Genomic DNA, 24,807 nt, shown 5'->3' with positions numbered 1-24,807 from the left:
ATGGCACTTTTCAGCAGGGCCGAGCTCGCGCCCGGCCAGAAGCGCCTGTCCATCGGGTCGGTCGCGGCCGACGTTGGGCTGGTGTTCTGGTTCATCTTCTCGCTGTTCCCGATCTTCTGGATGCTGATGCTGGCGCTGAAGAACGCCGAACAGCAGACCACCACGTACTTCTCGTTCAGCCCGACCTGGTCCAACTTCGCCACCGTGCTCTCCGACAAGGGCACCCAGATGACGAGCGTCGACTTCAAGACGTCACTGCTGACCAGCCTGATCAACTGCGGCGGTGCGGTGATCGTGTCGCTGGTGATCGGGATCCCGGCGGCCTACGCCGCGGGGCGTTGGCAGTACAAGGGCAGCAATGACCTGATGTTCCAGATGCTGTCGTTCCGGTTCGCCCCAGAACTGATGGTGATCGTGCCGCTGTTCGTGATCTACAACCAGATCGGCCTGTTCGACACCAAGGTCGGCATGATCTGGGTGCTGCAGCTGGTCACGATGCCGCTGGTGGTGTGGATCCTGCGGTCCTACTTCCAGGATCTGCCAGAAGATCTCGAACAGGCCGCGTTGCTCGACGGCTACACCCGCAGGCGCGCGTTCCTCATGGTGGCCTTGCCGATCGTGCGGCCCGGTATCGCCGCTGCGGCGCTGCTGGCGTTCATCTTCGCCTGGAACAACTACGTCTTCCCGCTGATCCTGGCCGACACCAACGCCGGGACCGTCACGGTGGCGATCACCAAGTTCCTCGGCGGTGGCGGGCAGGCGTACTACAACCTCACGGCCGCCGCGGCCCTCATCGCGGCTCTTCCACCCCTGATCCTGGCGCTGACCATTCAGCGCTATCTGGTGCGGGGCCTGTCATTCGGGGCGGTGAAAGCCTGATGGCCACGGTATCGATCTCCGGCCTGCGCAAGGCGTTCGGTAACACCAAGGCGGTCGACGGTGTGACGGTCGACATCGGCGACGGGGAGTTCTTCGTCATCCTCGGTCCCAGCGGCGCCGGTAAGACCACCACGCTCAAGTCGGTGGCGGGTCTCGTCGACATCGACGGCGGCACGGTGCACATCGGCGGGCGCGATGTCACCCGCGTCGAGCCGTACCACCGCAACGTCGCGATGGCGTTCGAGAGCTACGCGCTCTATCCGCAGAAGACGGTCCGGCAGAACCTCGCCTCGCCGCTCAAATCCGGTCGCACGGGCCGCTATTCGGAGTCTCAGCAGACCGAACGCATCAACCAGGTGACCACCACGCTGGGGATCAACCATCTGCTCGAGCGGTACCCGCGCGAGCTGTCCAACGGTCAGCGTCAGCGTGTGGCTCTGGGCCGGGTGCTGGTACGGCCCGCCGACATCTACCTGCTCGACGAACCGTTGAGCCACCTCGACGCGAAGCTGCGCGCCGCGATGCGCGCCGAGCTCAAACAGCTCGGGGCCATGTCGAACACCACGACGCTCTACGTGACACACGATTACCAGGAGGCGCTCGCGCTGGGCGACCGCATCGCGGTGATGCGTGAGGGCCGCCTGGTGCAGATCGGCACTCCCGAGGAGATCTGGCGCCGGCCCGCCGACACGTTCGTCGCCCGCGCGCTCGGTCAGCCCGAGATCAACCTGCTCGACGGTGTGGTCGACGACGGTCGCATCCGCCTCGGGGACGGCTCGCTGGACGTCGCGATCCCCGCCGACGCCGTGGTCGACCGCGGTGACCGGGTGCGGGTCGGGTTGCGGCCCAGTGACATTCACGTCACCAGCGGCGAGGGATCGCTGCACGGCCGGGTCAAGCTCGCCGAGCGCCTGGGACGCAACATCGAGTTGACGGTCGACTGCGGTGGCACGGAACTGATCGTGCTGACCTCGGGCCGCCACGGCGTGGGCGAGGGCGACGACGTCAGGATGAAGGTCGCCGACTCCGACGTCCACGTCTTCGCCGTCGGTGACGGCGACACCCCGCGACTGGGATCTGCCGATCACGAATCGACCCTGGAGGCCGCACAGTGACTGTGACAACCGAGAGGTCGCGGACCGCCACCGCGCAGAGCCTCACGCTGTCGGACCTGGTGAAGACCTATTCGTCGCGAGGGCGTGAGAGCGTCACCGCGGTCAAGGGCATCGATCTGGCCATCGAACCCGGCGAACTGGTCGCGCTGCTCGGCCCGTCCGGCTGCGGCAAGACCACGACGCTGCGGATGATCGCCGGGCTCGAGACCGTCACCAGCGGGTCGATCAAGATCGGCGACCGCGAGATCTCCCAGCTGCCCGCCGCCAAGCGTGGTATCGGGGTCGGCTTCGAGAGCTACGCGCTGTACCCGCCGATGTCGGTGCGCGAGAACCTGCTCTACGGGCTGAAGGCACGCAAGGTCAAGGGCGCCGAGCAGATGGTCGAGTCGATCAGCCGGCGCCTCGAGATGGACGATCTGATGAACCTGCGCCCGGCGGGGCTGTCGAGCGGACAGAAGCAGCGGGTGGCGCTGGCCCGCGCGCTCGTGCGCAACCCGCCGGTGCTGCTTCTCGACGAACCGCTCAGCCACCTCGACGCGTCCGCCCGTCAGCGTGTGCGCCGCGAACTCAAGGTGCTCCAACGCGAATTCGGGTACACGACCATCGTGGTGACCCACGATCAGGTGGAGGCGCTGTCGCTCGCCGACCGGCTGGCGGTGATGGACGCGGGTGTGGTGCAGCAGTTCGGCACGCCCGACGAGGTTTTCGACGATCCGGCCAACCTGTTCGTCGCACAGTTCGTGGGGGAGCCGCAGATCAACGTGCTGACCGGGGTGGCCCGCGTGCGCGACGGGCGGGTGTCGGTGGACATCGGAGAGCGGGCAGGTCACCTGGAGACCGCGGCCACCGGGGTCGCCGACGGCACCACCGTCACGGTGGGCATCCGGCCGCAGGACTGCACGATCACCGGCGACACCGGCAGCGGTGTCGAGACCACGGTCGCCTACTTCGAGCACCTCCTCGAATTCGGTCTGGCCACCAGTACGGTCGCCGGCATGGAGGAGGGCATCGTGGTGCAGACGCCCGCCGCCGACACCTACGAACCCGAGCAGCGGGTTGTCGTGACCGCCCCGCCGGAGCGGGTCTACCTGTTCGACTCCGGTACGGGGGAGCGGCTGCGATGACCAAGTTGTTCAACGATCCCGCGCGCTTCACCGAGGACATGCTCGTCGGGTTCCTCGACGCGAATTCCCGCTATGTGGTGGGTGTTCCGGGTGGCGTGGTGCGCGCGCACAAGACCCGCCCGGGCAAGGTCGCCGTCGTCATCGGCGGCGGGTCCGGCCACTACCCGGCGTTCTGCGGCACCGTCGGCGCGGGATTCGCCGACGGCGCGGTGGTCGGCAACATCTTCACCTCCCCGTCCACCGAGGAGGCCGCATCGGTCGCCCGCGCCGCCCACGGCGATGCCGGCGTGCTGCTCATCACCGGCAACTACGCCGGTGACGTCATGAACTTCGGGCTCGCCGTCTCGCAGCTGCGGGGCGAGGGCATCGACGCGCACTACTTCGCCGTCACCGACGACATCGCCAGCGCGCCGAAAGGCGAGGAGGCCAAACGGCGCGGTATCGCAGGCGATTTCACCGTGTTCAAAGCCGCGTCGGCCGCCGCCGAGGAGGGCCTCGACATGGCCGGCGTATTGCGCGTGGCGGAGGCGTCCAACGCGGCCACCCGCACGCTCGGTGTCGCCTTCGACGGGTGCACGCTGCCCGGTGCGGACCATCCGCTGTTCACCGTGCCGGACGGACAGATGGGCGTCGGGCTCGGAATCCACGGCGAGCCGGGTGTAGCCGAGGAGGCGATGCCCAGCGCGGCCGACCTGGCCGCAACGCTGGTCAACGGCGTGTTGGACGACAAGCCGGCCGACACCGAGTCGACGCGGATCGCGGTCATTCTCAACGGTCTCGGCCGCACCAAATACGAAGAGCTGTTCGTCGTATGGGGTGAGGTGGCGCGGCTGCTGCGCGCACGCGGCTACGAGGTCGTCGAACCCGAGGTGGGGGAGCTGGTCACCAGCCTCGACATGGCCGGCTGCTCGCTGACGGTCATGTGGCTCGACGAGGAACTCGAACGGTACTGGCGGGCCCCGGCGGACACCCCGGCCTACCGCAAAGGCGCTGCCGCCGTTGCTGATTCGTCCGGTGACCGGCGCACCGACGGCGACGTTCGCGCGGCCGCCGCCGCGCCTGCGGTGCGAGCGACGGCCGACGATGCGGGCCGCGCCGGCGGCCGGGCGGTGGCGAAACTCTTCGACGCCCTGGCCGCCATGCTCGCCGAGGCGGAGGACGAACTCGGCCGCATCGATGCGATCGCCGGTGACGGCGACCACGGCCGCGGCATGGTCAAGGGGTCGGCCGCGGCGCGCGCGGCGGCCGCCGACGCGGTGGCAGACGGCGCAGGCCAGGGTTCGGTGCTCGCCGCGGCGGGCAAACAGTGGGCGGCCAAGGCGGGCGGTACCTCCGGAGTGCTGTGGGGCGCCCTGCTGAGCGCCCTCGGGAACCGTCTCGGCGACACCGGTCGTCCCGACTCGGCGACCGTCGCCGCGGGAATGCGGGACGGCTATGACGCGCTGGTACAACTGGGCGGCGCCGCTCCCGGTGACAAGACCATGCTCGACGCGCTGTTGCCCTTCGTCGACGAACTCGAACGGCGGGTGGCCGACGGTGAGCGCTGGGAGCAGGCCTGGGCGGCGGCCGCGCAGACGGCGGAGGCCGCCGCGCGTGCCACCGCCGACCTGCGGCCGAAGGTCGGCCGCGCGCGCCCGCTGGCCGAACGCAGTGTCGGCACGCCCGACGCCGGCGCCACCTCGCTGGCGATGTGTGCCCGCACCGTCGCCGAGAACCTCACCGTGAAAGGGGACAGTCCGCAGTGACGACCAAACTCCGGATCGTCGTCGGCTCCGACGACGCCGGCTACGAGTACAAGGAGGCCCTCAAGGGGGACCTCAAGGCCGACGACCGGGTCGTCGAAGTGACCGACGTCGGTGTGGGCACCGACGAGGACACCGCCTACCCGCATATCGCGGTGGCCGCGGCCCGGATGGTCGCCGAGGGCAAGGCGGACCGTGCACTGCTCGTGTGCGGCACCGGCCTCGGGGTGGCCATCAGCGCGAACAAGGTGCCCGGCATCCGTGCGGTGACCGCGCACGACAGCTTTTCCGTCGAACGCTCGGTGCTGTCCAACGACGCGCAGGTGCTGTGCTTCGGCCAACGTGTCATCGGCCTGGAGTTGGCACGCCGGCTGGCGCGCGAATGGCTGAACTACGAATTCGATCCTGCCAGCAAGTCCGCGGACAAGGTCGAGGCGATCTGCGGCTACGAACCGGTCGCCGACCGCTAGCCGACCGGCGCCGGCCTCATTCGAAGGTCATCGGGTCGGCGATCGCGAAACAGCGCTGGGTGTTGGTCATGATCAGCACTTCCCGCACCTCGGAGGCGTCGATCTTGGGGAACTCGAACAGGCGGATGTCCTCGCGGTCGACCATGCCCCGCTCGGCGATGTCGGCGCCGCTGTCGGTGCGCACGAGCACGGTGACGGCGGTGGAGTCTTCCGCCCACACGGTCACCAGGACTCCGGGTCCCTCGGGTTGTCTGCCCCAGGCCTGCGACGGCGGGCACGCGGGGTCGCCGTCGGCGTTCGGCGGGACGGCATGGTTGGCCGCGATCGACGCGTTGTGCCGGACCACCGGCTCAGGGCGGGCCGCGGCGGACGCCGCGACGGCGCGGTTCTCGGTCGGGTGGAGCGTCGGGCCGGCGTCGGAGTAGGCACCCATGCGGTACCCACAACCACTGACCGATACTGCGGCCACGGCGACCGTGACGGCCGCCTTTCCGATGTCCACGAGTCCCCCTCGCCGCCATCCCGACACGCTGCGGGTACCCCTTTACCCGGGCGTCAATCTCCATCGTCCCCCGCATCGAGCCCGTGACGGGCGCGATTCGCGGAAATTGCGTCAGTGGATGACAAAAGCCGAGCCTGGAAAATTCCCGGCGCGTGCCAGTTGCCGCCGGTCGGTAAACCCGTGGACGCGGTGAGGGGAGGTGCCGTATCACTGCAGCGGTGAGCGCAAGCGACGCACGGGCCGGGGCGGCGATGGCGGTGGCGGCGATGCTGTCGGTGCAGCTGGGTGTGGCGGTCGCCGTGGGGCTGATCGACCAGATCGGCGCCGAGGGCGCCGCCTGGTTGCGGCTGGCCTGGGCGGGGCTGTTGTTCCTCGTGTTCCTGCGCCCGCGGCGGGCGCGGTTCACCCGGCGCAGCTTCGTCGCCTGCGTGGCGCTGGGGGTCGTCACCGCCGCGATCACGCTGCTGTTCATGGCGGCGCTCGACCGGATCCCGATGGGGACCGCCAGCGCGCTGGAGTTCCTCGGACCCCTCGGGGTGGCGGTCGTGCAGGGCCGCGGCCTCGCGCGCGTGGCGTGGCCGGGTCTCGCCGCGGTCGGCGTGGTGCTGATGACCCAGCCGTGGGCGGGGACGGTCGACCTCGTCGGCGTGCTCTACGCGCTGGTGGCCGGGGTGTGCTGGGCCGGCTACATCGTGCTCACCCAGCGCGTCGGGGATCAGGTCGCCGGGATCAACGGGCTGGCGGTGTCCATGCCCGTCGCCGGGCTGGTCGGCACGGCGGTCGTGGGACCGATGGTGTTCGACAAGCTGACACCGCAGCTGCTGCTCATCGGACTCGGCCTGGCGATCATGCTGCCGATGTTCCCGTTCGCGCTCGAACTGCTCGCGCTGCGCCGACTGAGCGCCGCCGCGTTCGGCACGCTGATGAGCCTCGAGCCGGCGTTCGCCTTGATCATCGGCTTCGTGGCGCTGCACCAGGTGCCGGATCCGGCCGCGGTGATCGGCATCGTCCTCGTCGTGACCGCCGGGATCTGTGCGGCCCGCGGTGGCGCGCGCACGACACCGGTGCCGGCCGAGGTCGGCTGACGCGCGCCTAGACGTCGATGCGCTTGCGGCGGTAGAGGGTTCCGACCGCCAGCAGCGCGAGGCTGACCACCAGGATCGCCGTGGCGATCACGTTGATCTGCGGCGGCACCGCCGCCTTGACCGCCGCGTTGACGTAGAGCGGATACGTCACGGTCGACCCGCTGACGAAGTAGGTGATGATGAAGTCGTCGAGCGACAGCGCGAACGACAGCATCGCCGCGGCCACGATGCCCGGAACGATCAGCGGCAGGGTCACCTTGAAGAACGTCCGGGTCGGGCTCGCGCCCAGATCCATCGACGCGTCCTCGAGGGTCCAGTCGAAGCCACGCACCCGGGCACGCACCGTCATCGCGATGAAGCTCACCTCGAAAGCGATGTGCGCCAATACGATCGTCACATAGCCGGTCGCCCAACCCAGATCCAGGAACAGCACCAGCAGCGATGCGCCCATCACGACCTCGGGTGCGGTGAGCGGAAGCACCAGGAACGTGTCCACGGCGCGTTGCCCGCGCCACCGCTGACGCACCAGCGCGATGGCCACCAGCGTGCCGAGCACCAGCGCGATGAGCGTCGAGACGCCGGCGACGTTGAGGCTCAGCTTCATCGCGTCGGTCAGCGCCGGATACTTGAACGGGTCGAGCCAGTTGTCGAGCGTGAAGCCCTGCCAGCTGTAGTTGAACTTGCCCTTCGGATCGTTGAACGAGAACAGCACGATCACGAAGATGGGAATGAACAGGTACAGCAGGACCAGCCCCGCGACGATCCGCAGACTCCAGTCACCCCATTTGGGTGTGCCCTTGACGGTCTTGGGCTGCGGCGGCTGTTCGGCGGCGACGGCGACCGCGGCCCCGGCTTGGGTGGTCATACGAGATCCTCCGTGCCCAGCGCCCGCGTGTAGAGCAGCACTCCGACCAGAATCGTGCCCATCAGGACCAGGCTGAGCGCGGCGGCCGCCGGGTAGTCCTTGACCACGAGGAACTGCTGCTGAATCACGTTGCCGATCATGGTCGTCTGGGTGCTGCCGAGGTATTCGGCGTTGATGAAGTCACCCGCGGCCGGGATGAACACCAGCAGGCTGCCGGCCAGGACGCCGGGCAGCGACAGCGGCAGGATCACCTTGGAGAAGCTGCGGGTGTTCGACGAGTACAGATCCTTGGACGCCTCGATGAGCCGCGGATCGATCTTCTCGAGGCTGACGTACAGCGGCAGGATCATGAAGATGATCCAGTTGTAGATCAACCCGCCGATCACCGCCCAACTGGTGGACAGCAGGCGCCCGTCGCTGGGCAGCAGGCCGATGGCGTCGAGTGCGGTGACCACCCAACCGTCGTCGGCCAGAATGGTTTTCCATGCGATCGTGCGGATCAGGAACGTCACGAAGAACGGCAGGATCACCAGGCCGAGGATCAGGTTCTTGAACCTGCCCGCCTTGAACGCGATGACGTAGGCGAGGGGATAGGCCAGCAGCAGACACACCACTGTCGCGGTCAGTGCGTATCCGAACGATCGCAGGATCTGGTCGGAGTACTTGCTGAACGCCTCACCGTAATTGGCGAAATCCCACGAGAACGTCAGGGTCGGCAGGAACACCGACCCGCCCGTCGACGACAACGAGGTGCGGGCCAACGAGATCAGCGGCCACACGAAGAAGATTGCGAGATAGGCCAGCGCGGGCAGGATCATCAGATACGGAGCGATCCTGCTGCGCTGGCGGCTACTGCTGGCTACGCCTGCCATGGGTGGGTCGTCAGCCTCCGGTCACTGCGGCGTACATGGTGTTGTACTCCTGGGTCTGCTCGTCGGTCAGCGCCGCCCACGACTTCAGGTTGTTCACCGTCGACTCGGGCGGGTTGATGAGCGGGTTCGACGCGACCTGGGGATCGATCTTGTTCAGTTCGTCGGTCATCTCCGAGAGCACCGGGACGAACTGGGTGAAGGCGATCAGCTTCGCGTAGTTCGCGCGGTCGTAGACGTAGTCGATCCACGCCTCGGCCGCGCTCTGGTTCTGGGTGGTGTAGGGGAGGATCATCGTGTCGATGAACCAGGTGCCGCCGGCCTCCGGGACGATGAACTCCAGGTCGGGGTTGTCGGCCTTCAACTGCACGACGTCGCCCGAATATGCCTGGGCGATGGCGACATTGCCCGCGGCGAGGTCGTCGGCGTAGTCGTTGCCGGTGAACCGGCGGATCTGCCCCTTGTCCTTCTGCTCACGCACCAGGTCGACGGCCTTCTGCACCGCTTCGGTCGACGGACGCTCGGGGGTGGCGCCCTGCGAGAGCATCACCATGCCCAGCCCGTCCTGGGTGTCCGACAGCAGGCTGACCCGGCCCTTGAACGCCGGATCCCACAGGTCATCGATCTTCGTGATCGGGCGGCCGGTGGCTGCCTTGTTGTAGGCGAGACCCACCATGCCGGTCATGTAGGGGGCGGTCTTGTTGCGGCCCGGATCGATCGGCGAGTTCAGCAGGTCGGGCCGCAGATTCTTCTTGTTCGGCACGCGGTCGGCGCGGATCTCGTTGAGCCAGCCGAGACCGTTGATGCGGGCCGCCATGAACTCGGTGGGGATCACCAGGTCGGCGCCGATGTCCTGCTTACGCGACAGCGGTTCCTTGACCTTGGCGAACCACTCCTCGTTGTCGTTGAAGTCTTCCTTGTAGTCCACGGTGATCCCGGCCGCGGTCTGGAAGGCGGCGACGAAGCCGTCGGCCATGTAGAGCGGCCAGTTCGAGATCCGCAGCGTGCCGCTGGCCGGGCCGCCGTCGTCCGTGGTCGTCTGACCGGAACCGCCGCTGTCCGAACCGCATGCGGCCAGGAACGACGGGCCGAGCGCGAGCGCGGCGGCCGCGGCGGCGCCACCGCCGAGGAAACGGCGCCGCGAGGTGCGGCTTGCGGCGAAACGGGCGGCCAGTTGCGGATCGAACTGTGGGGATGCTTCGCGGGGCATGACGGCGGTGCCTTTCGTGGGTTTCCGGGGGAGGAAGGCGGCGGGACGGGAACGAACGGTCAGGACTCGTCGAGCATCTCTTCGAGATCCTCGGTAGTGGGGATGTCGGCGGCGGGCAACACCAGCGACGCGTCGGGGGACCAGCAGACGTGCACATGGTCTCCGGGCCGCAGCATCGGCAGATACTGCTCCGGTCCGACATGCGCCACGATCGGCGAATCGTCGGGTGCGACCAGGGACAGCCGCACCACGGGACCCTGGAATGTCATGTCGCGCACCGTCGCCCGTACCGAGGCGACGTCGCCGACCGGGGGTTCCATCGACACCCGCAGGCGTTCGGGCCGCACCATCAGCGTGGCGTGCCCACCGATCTCGATCGCGGTGTCACCCGGCCTGGCCTTCAGCTTGCTGCCCAGGACCTCGACCTCCACGTAGTCACCGTTGAGGCGTCCGGTCTGGCGACCCGGCCAGAGATTGGCCTGTCCGATGAAGTTGGCCACGAACACCGTCGAGGGGCGGTCGTAGATGTCGGTGGGTGTGCCGATCTGTTCGACGTTGCCCGCGTTCATGACCGCGATGCGGTCACTCATCGTGAGCGCCTCCTCCTGGTCGTGCGTCACGTAGATGAACGTGATGCCGACCTCGCGCTGGATGCGCTTGAGTTCGAACTGCATCGCATGGCGCAGCTTCAGGTCGAGGGCGCCGAGCGGTTCGTCGAGCAGCAGGGCGCTGGGGTAGTTCACCAGGGCGCGGGCCAGGGCGACCCGCTGCTGCTGACCACCGGAGAGCTGTCCCGGCTTGCGCTTGGCGAAGTCGGTGAGGCGCACCACCTCGAGCAGTTCGTCGACGCGGCGCCTGACTTCTGCTTTGTCCTTCTTCATGCTGCGCGGGCCGTAGGCGACGTTGTCCCAGACGCTCATGTGCGGGAACAGCGCGTAGTGCTGGAACACCGTGTTGACGTTGCGCTTGTGCGGGGGGACGCGCGACACGTCGGTGCCTTCCAGCCGGATCGCACCCGATGTCGGCGTCTCGAATCCGGCGATCATCCGCAACGTCGTGGTCTTCCCGCACCCCGACGGCCCGAGCATCGAGAAGAACTCGCCCGAGGCGATGGAGAAGTCGGCGTCGGCGACGGCGACGTAGTCGGCGAACCGCTTCGTCACGTGGTCGATCTCGATGACCGGGGCGCTCTTGTCGGGTGCGCGCCCGTCGACGGTCTGGTTCACCGGGGTGGTGTGTGTGCCGGTCAGAAAGCAACCTCCTCAGATCCAGCCCTGTGGACTGTGGGTAAACAATCGCCGATCCGGACACCCTTCGCAAGTGATTCCGCAACGATTTAACATTTCTACAATGGAATCCTTCATCACGAGGGGGTTCCGGCAGAAGAATCCGCGCTTTGGCATGCGTCGGCCGACCGGGCCGCGGCGCCGTCCGGACGGGTGCGAGACGCGTGGATCTGCTTGATCAGTTTCGCAGTGTGACCATCGTCGCGCCCCGAATCCCCGCAGGTCGTTTACCTCGGCGCGAGAGCTGGGTAGTGAGAGTGCATGGCATCGGTCGACGTGGCGGTCTCATCCGACCTCACCCCCGAACGCGCGTGGGAACTGGCATCGAACCTCGGACGCTTCGACGAATGGCTGACGATCTTCGGCGGCTGGCGCAGTGAGGTCCCGGCTGAGATCGAGGTCGGCACGTCCGTGTCGTCGCTGATCAAGGTCAAGGGCTTCCGCAACACCATCCACTGGCGGGTGACCCGGTACGACGAGCCCAAGGAGATCGAGCTCATCGGGACCGGATTTCCGGCCGTCTGCATCGCGCTGTCCCTCCAGGTCGAGGAACAGAAGAAGGGCACGAACTTCCGGGTGGTCGCCGACCTGTCCGGCGGACTGCTCAACACGCGCGTCGGCACGCTGGTCGCCAAGGTCATCGAATCCGACGTGCGCAAATCGGTGAGCAACCTCGCCGCGTTGCGCTAACCCCATTCGTGGTTCATCGCCCGCGACTGGGCCAGGGCGTCCGGGTCGACCGTCGTGCGGCGGGTGCGGGTGAGCGCGATCAGGATCAGCGCGAAAGCCGCGGTGACGGCGCCCGCCACGAACACGATCACGAAACTGCTCTCCATCGGCACCTGGGTGCCCGGCTCCGACCGGCCCATCAACAGCGCGACCACCGCTGCGGCCACGGAACTGCCGACTGTGCGCGCGATCGCGTTCATCCCGGTGGCCACGCCGGTCTCTCCGGCCTCCACCTGCGCGACCACCAGCGCCGGTAGTGCGCCGTAGCCGAGGCTGATGTAGGCGTTGGCCAGTATCCCCGCCACGATCACCTGCCAACGCTGGTCGTGGGCCACCGCGAGCAGGACGAACCCCAGTACGCCGGCCATCGCGCCGATCACGAGCACCCGGCGCGCGCCGTACCGGTCGATGAACCGGCCGCTGACCAGCGCGACGGCGAATCCGGTCAAGGCTCCCGGCAGCAGGAACACCACGCTCGACTCCAGCACGGTGGCGCCGAAGCCGTAGCCGGCAGCCGCCCGCGGGATCTGGACGAACTGGGTGAGCCCGAGGAAGGCGAAGTACAGCCCCATGCCCACGAAGACGGTGGCGAGGTTGGTCAGCAGCACTGCCGGGAGGGTGAGCATCCGGGTCGACACCAGTGGGTGGTCGCGTCGCTTCTCCCACAGCCACCAGGCCACCAGCACCGCTGCGCCGCCGAGCGCGCAGCCCAGCGTCCACCCGGACAGCCAGCCCCACGCATTGCCCTGCGTGATGGCCAGCAGGAGCGCCGACAACCCGATGGCCAGCCCGATCGCACCGAGCCAGTCGATCGATCCGCCGGCGGTGCGGCCCCGGGCGGGCACGAGGAAGACGACGATCGCGAGCACCACGACGGTGAACACGGTGGTCAGCCAGAACACCCGGTGGTAGTCGGCGTTCCCGCTCATCAGCAGACCCACCACCACCAGCCCGACCCCGCCGCCGAAGCCCAGCGTGCCGGACATCACCGCCATCGCACCCGCCAGCCGTCCCTGCGGCAACTCCTCGCGCAACACCGCCACGCTGATCGGGTAGAGCGCGTACGACGCGCCCTGCAGGACCCGGGCGACGATCAGCAGCGGCAGCGACGATGTCGCCGCGGCGAGCACCGACCCAATCAGCACCACGATCAACACGCCGAGCAGCACGCGCTTCTTGCTGTACATGTCCGCGAGACGGCCGAGCAGCGGAGTCGCGGCGATCGCGGCCAGCAGGTTGGCGGTCACGGCCCAGCTCACCGCCACCGGGGAGGCGCCGAGTTGGGTGCCGATGACACCGAGTACCGGCACCACGGCGGTCTGGAGGACGGCGACGGTGAGCACGACCAGGCTCAGACCGCTGACCAGAACCGCGGGGCGCGCGGTGCCGACGGCCGGCCGCGCGACCTCCGTCTGGCCCACCCCACGCTCCGATCGTTAGCTCACCTCAACACCTAGACGCTAGCTCAGGAGCCGATGCGGCCGGCCACCGGGTGAGTGGCGGCGCCCCTCGCCCGGTGCCGCGCGAAATCGATTGTCCCAATTGGCGGTTCGGCGACGGCGGGGCGGGGTACGTGATCTTGACTCGAAGAAAGGGAAACCATGCGTGCTTCCACTCTCGCCAAGACCGCCGGCACGGTGTTCGCCACCGGCGCGCTCGGCGGACTAGCCAGCCGACCCGGTCTCTCGCTGTGGTACGCCACGCTGAAGAAGCCGAGCTTTCAGCCGCCGAGCCAGGCGTTCGGCATCGTGTGGCCGATGCTGTACGCCGACATCGCCGCGGTGTCGGCAGCGACGATCGACCACTACAACGACAGCGGCCAACCGGCGAAGGCGAAGGCGTATCAGAAGGCGCTCGTGGCCAACCTGATCCTCAACGGCAGCTGGACCTGGCTGTTCTTCAACCGTCACCAGTTGGGGCTGTCGGCCGTGGCGGCGGGTGTCCTCGCCGCCAGCAGTGCCGATCTGACCCGCCGCGCCGTCGAGGCGAAGGGCGCGCAGGCGGCGCCGCTCGCCCTGTACCCGCTGTGGTGCGGTTTCGCGACGGCGTTGTCGTCGCGCATCTGGTGGCTCAATCGGTGAGCGGCCCGGCACTTCGCCGGATAGCCTGACGGCTCGGTCGGCGGTCGGAAGGGTGGCGGTGGCGGAACGCGCGAAGGCGGATGCGGACGAAAACGAGCGGCAGCGCTTCGCCGACCGGGCGCTCGGCATGCTCGAGGACGCGGTGTACTGGGCGATCGCGGCGGTCCTGGTGATCTGCTCGGTCGCGCTGCTGGTGTCGCAGTTCAACACCATGCTGCGGCTGCGCAACACGCCGGCGTCGACGGTCATGCTCGAAGTGCTCGACGGTCTGTTGCTGATCTTCATCTTCGTCGAACTGCTCTATGCCGTCCGCTCCTGTCTGCGGTCCCACGAGATCGTGGCCGAACCGTTCCTGATCGTCGGGATCCTGGCCGGTATCAAGGAGATCGTGGTGCTGTCCGTGGAGGCCGCCACGCTGCTGGAGCAAGGGCCGGCATTCGCCAGGGCAGTGGTCGAGATCGGTGTGCTCGGTGGCGTGGTGCTCGTGCTGGCGCTGGCAGCGTTCGTGCTGCGGGAGCGGCGCCGTGACACCGAGGACGCCGGTGAGGACGCCGCGGACCACAAGGACGGGCTCGCCGCCACGTAGCTCAGCCGGCGGCGAGCACCGACAGCACGTGTTCGGTGAAACCGGTGGTGGTCGCCGCGCCGCCGAGGTCGGCGGTGTGGACACCGTCATCAAGGCTGCACCGCACCGCGTTTCGGATCGACGCCGCGGCCTCGGCCAGCGCCGCGCGGCCGTGGCGGTCCGCCAGCCATTCCAGCAGCATCGCCGTGGACAGGATCATCGCGACCGGGTTGGCGCTGTTGCGCCCGGCGATGTCCGGCGCGGAGCCGTGGGTGGCCTGGGCCATCGCCTTGGTGTCGGAGACGTTGACCGACGGCGCCATGCCGAGTGAGCCGGCGAGCTGGCCGGTGAGGTCGGACAGGATGTCGCCGAACATGTTCTCGGCGACGATCACGTCGAATTCGGCGGGCCGGGCCACCAGCAACGCCGCGAGCGCGTCGATGTGTTCGAGCCGGACCGTCACCTCCGGATACTGCTCGGCGACGCGCACGCAGCTGTCACGGAACAGGCCGGTGGTCTTGGACAGCACATTCGCCTTGTGCGCCACGGTGACCGAGCGGCGTCGCGTGCGGGCCAGCCGAAACGCCTGATGCGCAATGCGTTCGCACGCCTCGCGGGTGAACACCGCGACTGCCATCGCGACGTCGGGGGTGGGCATGAACTCGCCGGCGCCGTCGTACATGTTGCGGTCGGAGTAGAACCCCTCGGTGTTCTCGCGGACCACCACGACGTCGAGCGCGGGGCAGGCGGCGGGGATCGTGTCGCTCAACCGGCGGGCCGGGCGGATGTTGGCGTAGAGCCCGTACCGCTTGCGGATGGTGCCGCCGGGGGACAGCGCGTCGCGGAACGGGACCGGGTAGCTCGCGTTGTCGTGCGGTCCGAGCACCCATGCGTCGAGCCGGTCGAGTTCGTCGAGGGTGTGTTGCGGCAACGGGGTGCCGTCACCGGTGATCGCCTCGCTGCCCATGCGCAGACGACGCCAGTCCACCGGCACCGACACCGCCGCCAGCGCGCGTTCGGTGATCTGCACTGCGGCAGAGACGATCTCGGGCCCGATCCCGTCTCCGGCGAGCACCCCCAGCCGCAACGGATCCTGCACTGCCATACCGGTACCGGCACCTTCCCGATCGATTCGCACGTTCAGTGTGCCGTACCGCTTGCGCCGCGCTCACACACCCAGACCGAGCACCGCGATCATCAGCGGCAGGAACACGATGATCAGGATGGCGCCGGCGATGTCGAAGGTGATGCCGGAGCGGATCATCGTCGTGATGGGCACCGCCCCCGATCCGTAGACGATCGCATTCTGCGGTGTCGAGACCGGCAGCATGAAGCCGAATGACGCGGCAAACGTCGCCGCGAGCGCAGGCACGAACGGGTTCACCCCGGCGGCAATGGCGACCGGGATCACGATGGGCACGACCACCGCTGCCGACGCCGTGTTGCTCGTGGTCTCCGACACCACGATCGCGAGCAGAACGGCGAAGATGGTGATCGCCACGACGCTCGACAGACCCAGGGACTCGGCGACGTTGGTGCCGATCGTCTCGGCCAGCCCGGAATCGGCCAGCAGCGACCCGAAGATGATGCCCGTCCCGAACAGTACGATCGTGCCCCAGTCGATCGCCGCGGCGTCCCGCCAGCGCAGCGTGAATTCCCGCTGCTCCCAGTCGGTGGGGAGCAGGAACAGCAGGGCGGCACCGAAGACGGCGACCGTACCCTCGTCCAACCGGTCGCTCACGGTGGAGTACACGTCGGAGTCGTTGCCGAAGACCAGCGCGACGATGCCCGGCAGTACCCACAGGAAGACCGTCACGCCGAACGCGATCAACGTGTTCTTCTCGGCCCGCGACAGCGAGCCCATCTCCTCGCGCTCGCGGGCCACGTAGTCGGCGACGCCTTCGATGTGTTTGATCTCGGGCTTGTTCAGCTTGATCATCACGAACGCCAGCACCGCGAACATCAGCAGGCAGACCGGCGCCGCCAACACCATCCACTGCCCGAAGCTGATGCGTTCGCCGGTCGCCTCTTCGATGAGCCCGCGACCGATGAGGTTGGGTGGGCTGCCGACCGGGGTCAGCAGACCGCCGACACTGGCCGCGTAGGCGAGCATCAGCATGAGCGCGGCGCCGACCTTCAACCGCAACGGATCGAAGTCCTCGGCGACCTTGCCCTGCTTCTGCAGCAGTTTGGCGATCACGCCGAGGATCCCGATCGCGGTGGGCAGCAGCATCGCGACGGTCGCGGTGTTGGAGACGAACGCCGACAGCAGGCAGGTGATCGCGCCGAAGGCGATGATGACGCCGGTCGTCGATTGTCCGGCCCGTGGCAACGCGAGGATGCGGAACGCGAACCGGCGGGCCAGGCCGTGCTTGAGCATGGCCTGGGCGAGGATGAAGGCCCCGATGAACGTGAAGATCGTCGACGAACCGAACGGCCCGAGAACGTCGTCGGCGGGTGCGACGCCGAGGAACACGACCACCGCGACACCGAGCAGACCGCCGATCGGGATGGGCACGGCTTCGGTCACCCACAGCACGATCACCCCGAGCAGGACGGCGGCGAGCGTCTGTTGCTGCGGCGGGATGTCGATCGGCAGCACCAGGAAGACGATCGTGACGAGCGGGGCGAGGAACAGGCCGACGGTGCGGCGGCCTTTCTCGAAGCGCTCCTCTGCGGGCGTCAGTCGCTGTTCACCGAGACTGCGGTAGGTGGCGCTGCCGAGCAGCGCCTTGTCGACGTCGGTGCGCTTGACCGGGTTGTCGGCGGTCATGGGGCCCCCTTCGCAGCGATCGGCGGTGTGTGAGGTGGCTCACACGGGCTGTGGATGCCCGATCTTGGCGAGAAGTAATCGCCTGCTGTCCGTCAGGACGCCATGAAGACCCGGCGGTCGCCCACCGGCGCGTCCAGCGTGATGTCGGTGGCGCCCAACACGGCCTTGGCCGTGCACATCCGGTCGGCCGCTTCGGGAAGCAGGCCCGATTGCAGTTCGACGGTGACGGCGTCGGCGGTTTCGGTGGTGACGGCTTTGACGCCGTAGCAGGCGGGGGTGCCCGAGAGGAAGTACACGCGGATGCCGGCGGCGCCGTCGAGCGGGCTCCATGCGTCGAACAGGAGCGGTTCGGTATCGACGATGTCCGGCCGGTCGGCGAACTGGACCTCGGTCGAACTCAGCGGGCGCTCAATCGGTTCGGTGGTGGTCGGGGCCGCCGAGGCGACTCCCGGGGTGAGACCGATGGTGAACAGTGAGCCGGCCATGGCGGCGATCAGGGCAACCCGCATGGCGTGACAGTACGTGCGGCGCAGTCCGCGCAGCGGGTGACCGGCGGGCGCGGCGCGTCACGATTGTGCCTCGGTTCGGTCACGCGCCCACCGTGGGATCTGTTGCGGTTCCGCGCCTTTGACCGGCCTTCAGCCAGAGGGAATCAGTCGCGCGACCAGACGGCGACGAAGGCGTGGGGGATGCCGGTGTGCCGCGAGATGAGCTCACGGGCCGCCATCTCCGCTTCGGCGCGGTCGCTGCGATGGGTGACGGCGCCGAGTTCGGGGACAGTCACGCTCCACCCGGTGGCGTCACGGGTCGCGACGATCTCGAAGGCCTGACCTGCCATCGGGGGGAGGGTCCTGCGACGTGCGCCGCGGGAGATCGTCCGACGGCGGCATCCGTGGCTGCTCCGAATCGTGGCAGGCATGTTCGTGGGCTTTCTGCAGCGGGGATCGGGCCGTCGGACAATGTACTGCCCGGCGGGATCCTTCGCCAAATCGCCGCGACCGCAGCGTTGATCGCCGATCGGCCGGTCAGAACGGGCTGCTGTTCGACTGCCACTTGGCCTCTTCGGGGCGAGGTCCGAAGCGGCGGATGTAGTCGTCGTGGATGTGCTGGTCCTTCTTCCGCCGGATCACGTCGACCAGCTTGGGATCCAGATTGTGCTGCGCCAGCCGATGCCGGCGCCACACCTTGTTCAGGGCGAGCGCCATCAGCAGCGCCCAGATGTAGATCGGTGCGGTCATCTCCAGGCGCACGTAGAAGGACGTGGGGAGAAGCCAGAAGGGGGCGAGGATGAGAAGCGGCGGGATCGCCATGCGGATCATGTGCCTGCGGACGGCGCCTTCGCCGGCGAGGTCCTCGGCGACCCACCGATTCATCGACGCGGGCAGCCGGCGTCCGTACGCGTAGGCGATGCGCTGGAAGAAGGAGGGGCGGGCGTCGTCGGCCATGGTGGCTCCTGTGGGTGGTGGGTGGTCAGAGGTCCAGTGCGCCCGACGCCTGCGCGGCCGCGTTGATGCGGGTCAGGGAGCGGTGCAGTTCTTCGAGTTCGCTGAGGTCGCCGCCGAGGCGCGCGACGACGGCGGGCGGGATGGCCAGTGCCCGGTCCCGCAGTGCGATTCCGGCGTCGGTCAGCTCCACGTTCATGGAACGCTCGTCGACGGTGCTTCGGGTGCGGGTGATCAGCCCGAGGGTCTCGAGGCGTTTGAGCATGGGGGAGAGCGTCGCCGAGTCGAGTTGCAGCGCCTTGGCGATCTGCTTGACCGACAGCGGGGCGTCGGCCATCGAGGTCTTGCGGTGGTCCCAGAGGGCCAGCATGACGAGGTACTGGGGGTGGGTCAGTCCGAGCGGCTCGAGAAGCGGCCGGTAGACGCTCAGGACCGCCCGGTTGGCGACAGCGAGCGCGAAGCAGACCTGGCGCTCGAGCGCCAGCGGATCGACGTCCGCGGCGGTGGTGACTGACATAGTTGAATCGTACCCTAATAGTTAGTGCGTTAACGATATGGCTGTGGTCACAGCCGCGCGCTGCCGTCGGGTCGCGCTGCTGCGCTCTATCATTTTCCCGGACGGCGGCGATCGGCGGAGGTGAGACACCTGGCGGGTTCATTTCCCGATCTCGACACGCTCGAGCGTGCCCTGGACATCGCCGCGCGTGCTCCCTCGGCGCAGAACGCGCAGCCGTGGCGGTGGCGGGTCACCCCGAGTGGCGTCGATCTGTTCGCGGACTGGACCCGCCGGCTCGGCGACGGCGACAGCGACCGGCGCGACGTGCTGATCAGCTGCGGCGCCGTCCTCCATCACTGTGCCGTCGCCGTGACCGCCGCCGGGTGGGCTCCGCGGGTGCACCGCTTCCCGGATCGGGCCGATGGCGACCACCTCGCGCTGATCGAGCTGATCGAAGCGCCGCCGAGCGCCGCCGACCTCGAACTCGCGGCGGCCATCGGACGGCGGCGGGCCGATCGACGGCCATACCGAGCGGAGTCGCTTCCGGCGGGTTCGCTGGAGATGCTGCATGTCCGTGCCGAGCGGGACGGTCTGCGATTCGGTGTCGTGCCGAAAGCCCACTGGGGCCGGTCGGCCGATGGAGAGGTCGCGCTGCAGTTCGGCCGCAGGGCTGATGCGCCGGCCGACGAGGCGGTCCTGCTGGTGCTCGGCACGGAGAGCGACACCGATCTCCTGCGGGTCCGTGCGGGCGAGGTCATGAGCGACCTGATGCTGGCGGCCACCTCGATGGGGCTGGCGAGCTGCCCGCTGACGATGCCGTTGAGCGATACCCGCGACCGTCTTGCGCTGGCGTGCGAGGTCTTCGACGGCGAGGCGTACCCGCAGACGCTGATCCGGGTCGGCTGGGCGCCCGACGACGGCAACCCGCCGCCGATGCTCGAGCGGCGCTCGGTGCCGGAGACCACGGAATGGCTGTTGTGATCCTCCTCAGTCGATGAGGTGGTTCCACGGGGAATCCGCCAGCGGGGCGGGCGAGGGAAGTCGCGACTCCTGAAGCGGCGGAACGGCTTTGAGCACGGGATTGCGGTCCAGGAGTGCTCCCGCGGTGCGCCCGCGGCCCCACCCGACCATCTCCCGGTATCCGCCCAGCAGGCCGGCGCGGGTCACCGCCCCCTCGTCGGCGTGCGGGCTGTCCGCACCGACCGGCGCCGACACCGGCGAGACGTACAACGCGTCGACCGGGCAGTACGCCTCGCACATGAAGCACGTCTGACAGTCCGACTGCCGGGCGATCACCGGGATGCCGTCCTCCCCGCGTTCGAACACGTCGGTGGGGCACACCTTCACGCACACATCGCAGGCGACGCAGGCGGCGGCGCTGACGATCTCGATCATGCCACCGCCTCGGACGAGATCCGTCGTGGCAGGACCGGATCGGGCGCGGTCCACACCGAGTCCAGCCCGCCGACCAGGATCCGGTGGCTCAACCGGTCGTCCCTGTCGGGGAGGTCTTCCCGGCGGTGCAGCCCGCGGGTTTCGGTGCGCGCCAGCGACGCGGCGGTCATCCAGCGCGCCGCCGCCACCATGGCGACGGCCTGCCGGGGTTTGTACGCCTCCCGGGCGGCCACCGGCGCCAGCCCGTCCGCGACATCCCGCCACAACCGCTCGAGCGCCTGGGCGGATTCGGTCAGCCGTGTCTGCGATTTCAGGTGGCTGCGCATCGGCGGCAGGACGTGGGCCTGCGCGGCGCGCACGACCTCGTCGACCGACGGGGCGCCTGGTGGGCCCGGGCGCAGGCCCACGCGGGCGACGTCGACCGGCTCACCCGACGCGCGCCGGCGACTGAACTCCGCGGCGCCGCGCCCGGCGAAGGTCCCCGAGGCGATCGCCCAGGACCCGTTGTGGCTGCCGCCCCCGCTGATCGAACCGGTGATGAGCTCCCTGGTCGCGGCGTCTCCCGCGGCGAACAGCCCGGGAACGGTGGTGGCGCAGTTCGTCCCGGTCACGCGCAGGCCGCCGGTGCCGCGAACGGACCCCTCGTAGACCATGCGGATCGGATAGGCCGTGACGAACGGATCGATGCCCGCCTTGTCGAGCGGCAGGAAGTAGTTGGGTTGAGCGTCGCGCATGATCTGACGGATGTGTTCCGGCGCCCGGTCCAGCCTGGCGAAGACCCGCCTGCCATGGGCCAGCGCCCACTGTGCGTCCTTGCGGCCGCCCAGGCCGCGTTCAGTGGGGAAGGGCCGGCCGTGCTCGTCGTAGAAGCTGGCCCACTGCAACATGCGGCCCTTGGTGTGGGTGCCCCACTCCGGCGCCAGCGCGTAGGCGGTGCAGAACTCCATCCCCGACAGGTCGGCGCCGACCTCGGCGGCCATCAACAACCCGTCACCGGTGTCGACATTGGTGCCGAACGTGCCGGACAGGAACGCGGTGCCGCCGGTGGCCAGGACCACCGCACCGGCGCGGACGCGCCAGGGCCGCCCACCGTCCTGTCGCGCGATCCCTGTGGCTCCGTTGACGATTCCGTCGGTGTCGGAGGTGAGCGCGGTGGCGGGATGGTGGTCGAGGATGCGGACCCCGCTGCGGTGCGCTTTGCGCCGCATCCGGCGCATGTACTCCGGGCCTTGCAGGCTGCTGCGCAGTTGTCGGCCGTCGTCGCCGACCGGGAACGGATAGCCCCACCGTGCGAGTTGGTCGACCCGCTCCCACGACGCCGACAGCACCCGCAGCATCCAGTCGGCGTCGGTCAAGCCACCGGCGGCGGCCTCGCGTTCCCGCACGGAGTCCTCCCGGCGGGGACCGGGCGGGATCAGCCACAGGTTGTTTCCGCCCGCGGCGGTGGCTCCGCTCGTACCGCAATAGCCCTTGTCCACCAGCGTGACCCGGCTGCCGGCTTCCGCGGCGGCGATCGCGGCCCAGGTGGCCGCCGGGCCGCCGCCGATCACCAGGACATCGGTGCTGTGCACGTCGACGTCACCGGCTGCGGTCATGCCCGACCTCTTCGCGCACGCCGAGTTCGGCCAGCAGGACGCGACGCAGATCGTCGAAGCCCTCGTCGCCACGACTGCGGGGGAACGGCAGCTCGACGCGGCGGTCGAGCGAAACCCGGCCTTCGGACAGCACCACGACGCGATCGGCCAGCAGGATCGCCTCGTCGACGTCGTGGGTGACATGCAGGACGGCCATGTGGCGACGCGCCCACAGGTCGTGCAGCAGCCGGTACATCTTGAGCCGAGTCAGGGCGTCGAGGGCGCCGAACGGTTCGTCGAGGAGCAGTAGGTCCGGTTCGCGCACCAGCGCGCGTGCCAGCGAAACACGTTGCGCTTCACCGCCGGACAACGACAGCGGCCAGGAGCGTGCCTTATCGGTCAACCCCACTTCGTCGAGGGCGGCGTGTCCTCGGGCGGTGCGGCTGGGGGCGTCGGGGCCGGCGTCGGGCAGCGCGAACGTGACGTTCGACAGCGCGCGACGCCACGGCAGCAGGCGCGGGTTCTGGAACACCACGGCGCGGGAGCGGGGCACCACCACCGACCCCTCGGCCTGATTGTCGAGGCCGGCCAGGATGCGCAGCAGTGTGCTCTTGCCCGACCCGGAGCGGCCCAGCATCGCGACGAATTCACCGTCGGCGATGTCCAGGTCGAGGCCGTCGAGCACCTGTTGTGCACCGAAGGCGCGTCGCAGCCCGCGCACCGTGACCACCGGAGTGCTCATGCGGCGCTTTCGAATCCGGCGAAACCGTTGCGCCAGGACAGCAGCAGGCGCTCCAGGACTCGCACCAGTGAGTAGGACGCCAGGCCGGCCACCGCGTAGATCACGATCACCAGCAGGGAGACGTCGAACTGCAGGTTGGTCTGCGCGCGCGACATCAGGAAGCCGATACCCTCGGTGGTGTTGATCATCTCGGCGAAGATCAGGCTCAGCCAGGCGCTCGACAGTCCGAGACGCAGGCCGACAAGAAAATTCGGCATCGCACCGGGCAGGATCACCTGGGTGATCAGCGTGGACCGCCGAGCCTCGAGCGTCTGCGCCATCTCCACCAGCTGCTGGTCCACACCGCGGATGCCCGAGTAGGTGTTGATGTAGATCGCGATCGCGACGCCGAGGGTGATGAGCACAATCTTGGGGCCCTCGCCGATGCCCATCCAGATGATCAGCAGCGGAGTGAGCGCGAAGTTCGGTACGGCCTTGAGGATCTGCATGGTCCAGTCGAGCAGGTCTTCACCGGTGCGGGTCAGGCCGGCCAGTACCGCGAGCAGCACGCCGAAAAGGATGCCCAACACGGTGCCGGTCAGCACCCGGGTGGCCGATGCGCCGACGTGGAGGGCGAGTTGGCCGTCGGTCAGCAGTCGCCACGCTGTCGCGGCCACGTGCGCCGGCGGCGGGAACAGGTCGGCGTTGAGGAGTCCGGTGGCCGAACCGATGGCCCACGCCGCCAGGATCAGGACCGGGCTCATCATCCGGCGGGCCGGGCGCGGGATGCGAGCCCAGAGGCTGCGCCGGCGCCGGTGTCCGGCGACGACGTCGATCAGCTCCGGTGTGCGGACACCGGGAAGTACCGGCGCGGCGACGGCCGTCACGACTGCGCTCCGGCCCATTCACGCACGGAGTACTGGTTCTCCAGGGAACCGTCGGCGTTGAGGAACTCGTAGGCGGCTTCGAGCTGGTCGACGCCCTGCGCGGGGAAAGGTTCGGTGTTGAACTCGTCGACCTTCGTCGACTCCTTGACGAATTCGAGCTGGGTGCCGTCGGTCTCGGCGACCCAGGCGACATAGTCGTCGAAGTTCTCGTTGATGTTCTTGTTGACGGCGGTCACCGCTTGGCGCCAGCTGTCGGCGAACTCGGGGTGCTCGTCGGTGAAGGGCGACAGCGCGATGTTGGTGCCGGTGCTGCCCAGGCCGTGCCGGGACAGGCTGTCGATGATCGGGAAACCCTTGTGCTGCAGCTCGATCGCGCTGGCCCCCGTCACGACGGTGGCGTCGATCTGGCCCGAGCTGAGACCGGCGATGGATTCAGGGGTGGGAACGTCGCGGACCTCGATCTTGCCGGTGAGGCCGGCGGCGTCGATCAGCTGCTTGGCCGCGCGGTCCCGGATGGTGCCCTGCGGCGCGGTCACGGACTTGCCGACCAGCCCCTGGATGGTGGTCGGTCCACCTTTGGCGCCCACCAGCCAGGCGTCGCCGTTGACCGAATCAAGCGCAAGCAGAACGACTTTCGGGTCCCTGCTACGTGCCCGCAGGGCGGGGTTGTCGCCGATGGCGGCGACGTCGATCGCACCGGCGAACAGTGCCGAGGCGACGTCGCTGCCGGACTGGAAGAACGAGTACTCGATCTTGTCGACGCCGGCGCCCTTGAGCTGCTCGGCGAGGATGCCCTCTTTGTCGCCCCAGCCGAGCGACCCGGCAGGGGTGCCCGTCGGAGACGTGGCGCCGATGCGCAGTGTGTAGCCGTCTGATCCGTCGTCGTTGTTGCTGCAGGCAACCGCCGAGGCGAGGACGGCAAGGGTCAGGGCGGTGCGCGCGAGCTGGCGAAGCATGGATGAGCCTCCGAGAGGGGTTCTTCCGTGGCAGATCACGG

27 protein-coding genes are annotated in these 24,807 nt (G+C 68.7%); 10 read left to right on the top strand and 17 right to left on the bottom strand.

Translation table 11 applies throughout. The annotated features are described in order from the left end of the window. From G6N30_RS08670 to G6N30_RS08650, 5 genes are read left to right on the top strand one after another with little or no spacing between them, the layout of a single operon-like run. The gene (locus G6N30_RS08670; protein WP_134051882.1) at positions 1 to 879 is read left to right on the top strand and encodes a carbohydrate ABC transporter permease; all 879 of its coding nucleotides are present in this window, start codon (positions 1 to 3) and stop codon (positions 877 to 879) included. After that, positions 879 to 1,994, top strand: a complete 1,116-nt coding sequence (locus G6N30_RS08665; RefSeq protein ID WP_134051880.1) for an ABC transporter ATP-binding protein — start codon at positions 879 to 881, stop codon at positions 1,992 to 1,994. Before G6N30_RS08670 ends, G6N30_RS08665 begins: the two co-directional genes overlap by 1 nt. Continuing rightward, positions 1,991 to 3,118, top strand: a complete 1,128-nt coding sequence (locus G6N30_RS08660) for an ABC transporter ATP-binding protein (RefSeq protein ID WP_134051878.1) — start codon at positions 1,991 to 1,993, stop codon at positions 3,116 to 3,118. Before G6N30_RS08665 ends, G6N30_RS08660 begins: the two co-directional genes overlap by 4 nt. Further along, on the top strand, positions 3,115 to 4,863 hold the full coding sequence (derK, locus tag G6N30_RS08655) for a D-erythrulose 4-kinase (protein ID WP_134051876.1): 1,749 nt from the start codon (positions 3,115 to 3,117) through the stop codon (positions 4,861 to 4,863). Before G6N30_RS08660 ends, derK begins: the two co-directional genes overlap by 4 nt. Continuing rightward, positions 4,860 to 5,330, top strand: a complete 471-nt coding sequence (locus tag G6N30_RS08650; RefSeq protein ID WP_134051874.1) for a ribose-5-phosphate isomerase — start codon at positions 4,860 to 4,862, stop codon at positions 5,328 to 5,330. Before derK ends, G6N30_RS08650 begins: the two co-directional genes overlap by 4 nt. A gap of 16 nt (positions 5,331 to 5,346) precedes the next feature. On the opposite strand, the gene G6N30_RS08645 is transcribed toward G6N30_RS08650, so the two are convergent. Next, entirely contained in the window at positions 5,347 to 5,832 is a 486-nt protein-coding gene (locus G6N30_RS08645; protein ID WP_134051872.1) for a hypothetical protein, read from the bottom strand. 251 nt (positions 5,833 to 6,083) lie between these two features. Here G6N30_RS08645 and G6N30_RS08640 point away from each other — a divergent pair, with 251 nt between their 5' ends. After that, positions 6,084 to 6,917: an EamA family transporter gene (locus G6N30_RS08640; protein WP_134055080.1), complete on the top strand. Its 834-nt coding sequence runs from the start codon at positions 6,084 to 6,086 to the stop codon at positions 6,915 to 6,917. A 7-nt stretch (positions 6,918 to 6,924) separates the two neighbouring features. On the opposite strand, the gene G6N30_RS08635 is transcribed toward G6N30_RS08640, so the two are convergent. From G6N30_RS08635 to G6N30_RS08620, 4 genes are read right to left on the bottom strand one after another with little or no spacing between them, the layout of a single operon-like run. After that, the gene (locus G6N30_RS08635; RefSeq protein ID WP_134051870.1) at positions 6,925 to 7,782 is read right to left on the bottom strand and encodes an ABC transporter permease; all 858 of its coding nucleotides are present in this window, start codon (positions 7,780 to 7,782) and stop codon (positions 6,925 to 6,927) included. Further along, positions 7,779 to 8,654, bottom strand: a complete 876-nt coding sequence (locus G6N30_RS08630) for an ABC transporter permease (RefSeq protein ID WP_134051868.1) — start codon at positions 8,652 to 8,654, stop codon at positions 7,779 to 7,781. Before G6N30_RS08630 ends, G6N30_RS08635 begins: the two co-directional genes overlap by 4 nt. A 10-nt stretch (positions 8,655 to 8,664) precedes the next feature. Further along, the gene (locus G6N30_RS08625) at positions 8,665 to 9,861 is read right to left on the bottom strand and encodes a polyamine ABC transporter substrate-binding protein (RefSeq protein WP_134051866.1); all 1,197 of its coding nucleotides are present in this window, start codon (positions 9,859 to 9,861) and stop codon (positions 8,665 to 8,667) included. A 59-nt stretch (positions 9,862 to 9,920) separates the two neighbouring features. Further along, positions 9,921 to 11,087: an ABC transporter ATP-binding protein gene (locus G6N30_RS08620; RefSeq protein WP_134051864.1), complete on the bottom strand. Its 1,167-nt coding sequence runs from the start codon at positions 11,085 to 11,087 to the stop codon at positions 9,921 to 9,923. 321 nt (positions 11,088 to 11,408) lie between these two features. Between G6N30_RS08620 and G6N30_RS08615 the strand changes: the two genes are divergently transcribed. Next, the gene (locus G6N30_RS08615; protein WP_134051860.1) at positions 11,409 to 11,837 is read left to right on the top strand and encodes a type II toxin-antitoxin system Rv0910 family toxin; all 429 of its coding nucleotides are present in this window, start codon (positions 11,409 to 11,411) and stop codon (positions 11,835 to 11,837) included. On the opposite strand, the gene G6N30_RS08610 is transcribed toward G6N30_RS08615, so the two are convergent. After that, positions 11,834 to 13,297 (bottom strand): MFS transporter, encoded by a 1,464-nt coding sequence (locus G6N30_RS08610; RefSeq protein ID WP_134051858.1) that lies wholly within the window; start codon positions 13,295 to 13,297, stop codon positions 11,834 to 11,836. The two genes, G6N30_RS08615 and G6N30_RS08610, sit on opposite strands and share 4 nt — an antisense overlap. A gap of 180 nt (positions 13,298 to 13,477) precedes the next feature. Between G6N30_RS08610 and G6N30_RS08605 the strand changes: the two genes are divergently transcribed. Both G6N30_RS08605 and G6N30_RS08600 read left to right on the top strand, forming a co-directional pair. After that, a complete protein-coding gene (locus G6N30_RS08605) occupies positions 13,478 to 13,957 on the top strand; it encodes a TspO/MBR family protein (RefSeq protein WP_134051856.1) in 480 nt (159 codons plus the stop codon). Positions 13,958 to 14,015: 58 nt separating this feature from the next. After that, complete coding sequence (locus G6N30_RS08600; RefSeq protein ID WP_134051854.1) at positions 14,016 to 14,543, top strand: phosphate-starvation-inducible PsiE family protein; 528 nt, start codon at positions 14,016 to 14,018, stop codon at positions 14,541 to 14,543. 1 nt (position 14,544) lies between these two features. Here the strand turns inward: G6N30_RS08600 and G6N30_RS08595 are convergent, their stop codons facing one another. From G6N30_RS08595 to G6N30_RS08570, 6 genes are all read right to left on the bottom strand, one after another. Next, positions 14,545 to 15,627: an isocitrate/isopropylmalate dehydrogenase family protein gene (locus tag G6N30_RS08595; protein WP_134051852.1), complete on the bottom strand. Its 1,083-nt coding sequence runs from the start codon at positions 15,625 to 15,627 to the stop codon at positions 14,545 to 14,547. 63 nt (positions 15,628 to 15,690) lie between these two features. After that, a complete protein-coding gene (locus G6N30_RS08590; RefSeq protein ID WP_134051850.1) occupies positions 15,691 to 17,295 on the bottom strand; it encodes an SLC13 family permease in 1,605 nt (534 codons plus the stop codon). A 92-nt stretch (positions 17,296 to 17,387) separates the two neighbouring features. After that, a complete protein-coding gene (locus G6N30_RS08585; RefSeq protein WP_134051848.1) occupies positions 17,388 to 17,804 on the bottom strand; it encodes a hypothetical protein in 417 nt (138 codons plus the stop codon). Positions 17,805 to 17,947: 143 nt separating this feature from the next. Further along, on the bottom strand, positions 17,948 to 18,133 hold the full coding sequence (locus G6N30_RS08580; RefSeq protein ID WP_134051846.1) for a long chain fatty acid-CoA synthetase Faa4p: 186 nt from the start codon (positions 18,131 to 18,133) through the stop codon (positions 17,948 to 17,950). A 187-nt stretch (positions 18,134 to 18,320) separates the two neighbouring features. Further along, entirely contained in the window at positions 18,321 to 18,740 is a 420-nt protein-coding gene (locus G6N30_RS08575) for a DUF5313 domain-containing protein (RefSeq protein ID WP_134051844.1), read from the bottom strand. Positions 18,741 to 18,765: 25 nt separating this feature from the next. Further along, positions 18,766 to 19,254, bottom strand: coding sequence for a MarR family winged helix-turn-helix transcriptional regulator (locus G6N30_RS08570; RefSeq protein WP_134051842.1), 489 nt, complete (start codon positions 19,252 to 19,254; stop codon positions 18,766 to 18,768). Between the two features lie 129 nt (positions 19,255 to 19,383). Between G6N30_RS08570 and G6N30_RS08565 the strand changes: the two genes are divergently transcribed. Continuing rightward, the gene (locus tag G6N30_RS08565; protein WP_407664744.1) at positions 19,384 to 20,214 is read left to right on the top strand and encodes a nitroreductase family protein; all 831 of its coding nucleotides are present in this window, start codon (positions 19,384 to 19,386) and stop codon (positions 20,212 to 20,214) included. A 6-nt stretch (positions 20,215 to 20,220) separates the two neighbouring features. On the opposite strand, the gene G6N30_RS08560 is transcribed toward G6N30_RS08565, so the two are convergent. The 5 genes from G6N30_RS08560 to G6N30_RS08540 are packed head-to-tail and all read right to left on the bottom strand — an operon-like array spanning position 20,221 to position 24,766. Next, on the bottom strand, positions 20,221 to 20,628 hold the full coding sequence (locus G6N30_RS08560) for a 4Fe-4S dicluster domain-containing protein (RefSeq protein ID WP_134051838.1): 408 nt from the start codon (positions 20,626 to 20,628) through the stop codon (positions 20,221 to 20,223). Continuing rightward, on the bottom strand, positions 20,625 to 22,223 hold the full coding sequence (locus G6N30_RS08555) for an FAD-dependent oxidoreductase (RefSeq protein WP_134051836.1): 1,599 nt from the start codon (positions 22,221 to 22,223) through the stop codon (positions 20,625 to 20,627). Before G6N30_RS08555 ends, G6N30_RS08560 begins: the two co-directional genes overlap by 4 nt. Continuing rightward, entirely contained in the window at positions 22,207 to 22,944 is a 738-nt protein-coding gene (locus G6N30_RS08550) for an ABC transporter ATP-binding protein (protein ID WP_134051834.1), read from the bottom strand. Before G6N30_RS08550 ends, G6N30_RS08555 begins: the two co-directional genes overlap by 17 nt. Then, positions 22,941 to 23,828, bottom strand: coding sequence for an ABC transporter permease (locus tag G6N30_RS08545; protein ID WP_134051831.1), 888 nt, complete (start codon positions 23,826 to 23,828; stop codon positions 22,941 to 22,943). Before G6N30_RS08545 ends, G6N30_RS08550 begins: the two co-directional genes overlap by 4 nt. After that, positions 23,807 to 24,766, bottom strand: coding sequence for an ABC transporter substrate-binding protein (locus G6N30_RS08540; RefSeq protein ID WP_134051829.1), 960 nt, complete (start codon positions 24,764 to 24,766; stop codon positions 23,807 to 23,809). Before G6N30_RS08540 ends, G6N30_RS08545 begins: the two co-directional genes overlap by 22 nt. Positions 24,767 to 24,807: the final 41 nt, after the last annotated feature.

Origin of the sequence: Mycolicibacterium litorale (genome assembly GCF_010731695.1) — a bacterium.
GTDB lineage: Bacteria > Actinomycetota > Actinomycetes > Mycobacteriales > Mycobacteriaceae > Mycobacterium > Mycobacterium litorale.
This window is presented reverse-complemented; position numbering and strand designations above follow the sequence as displayed.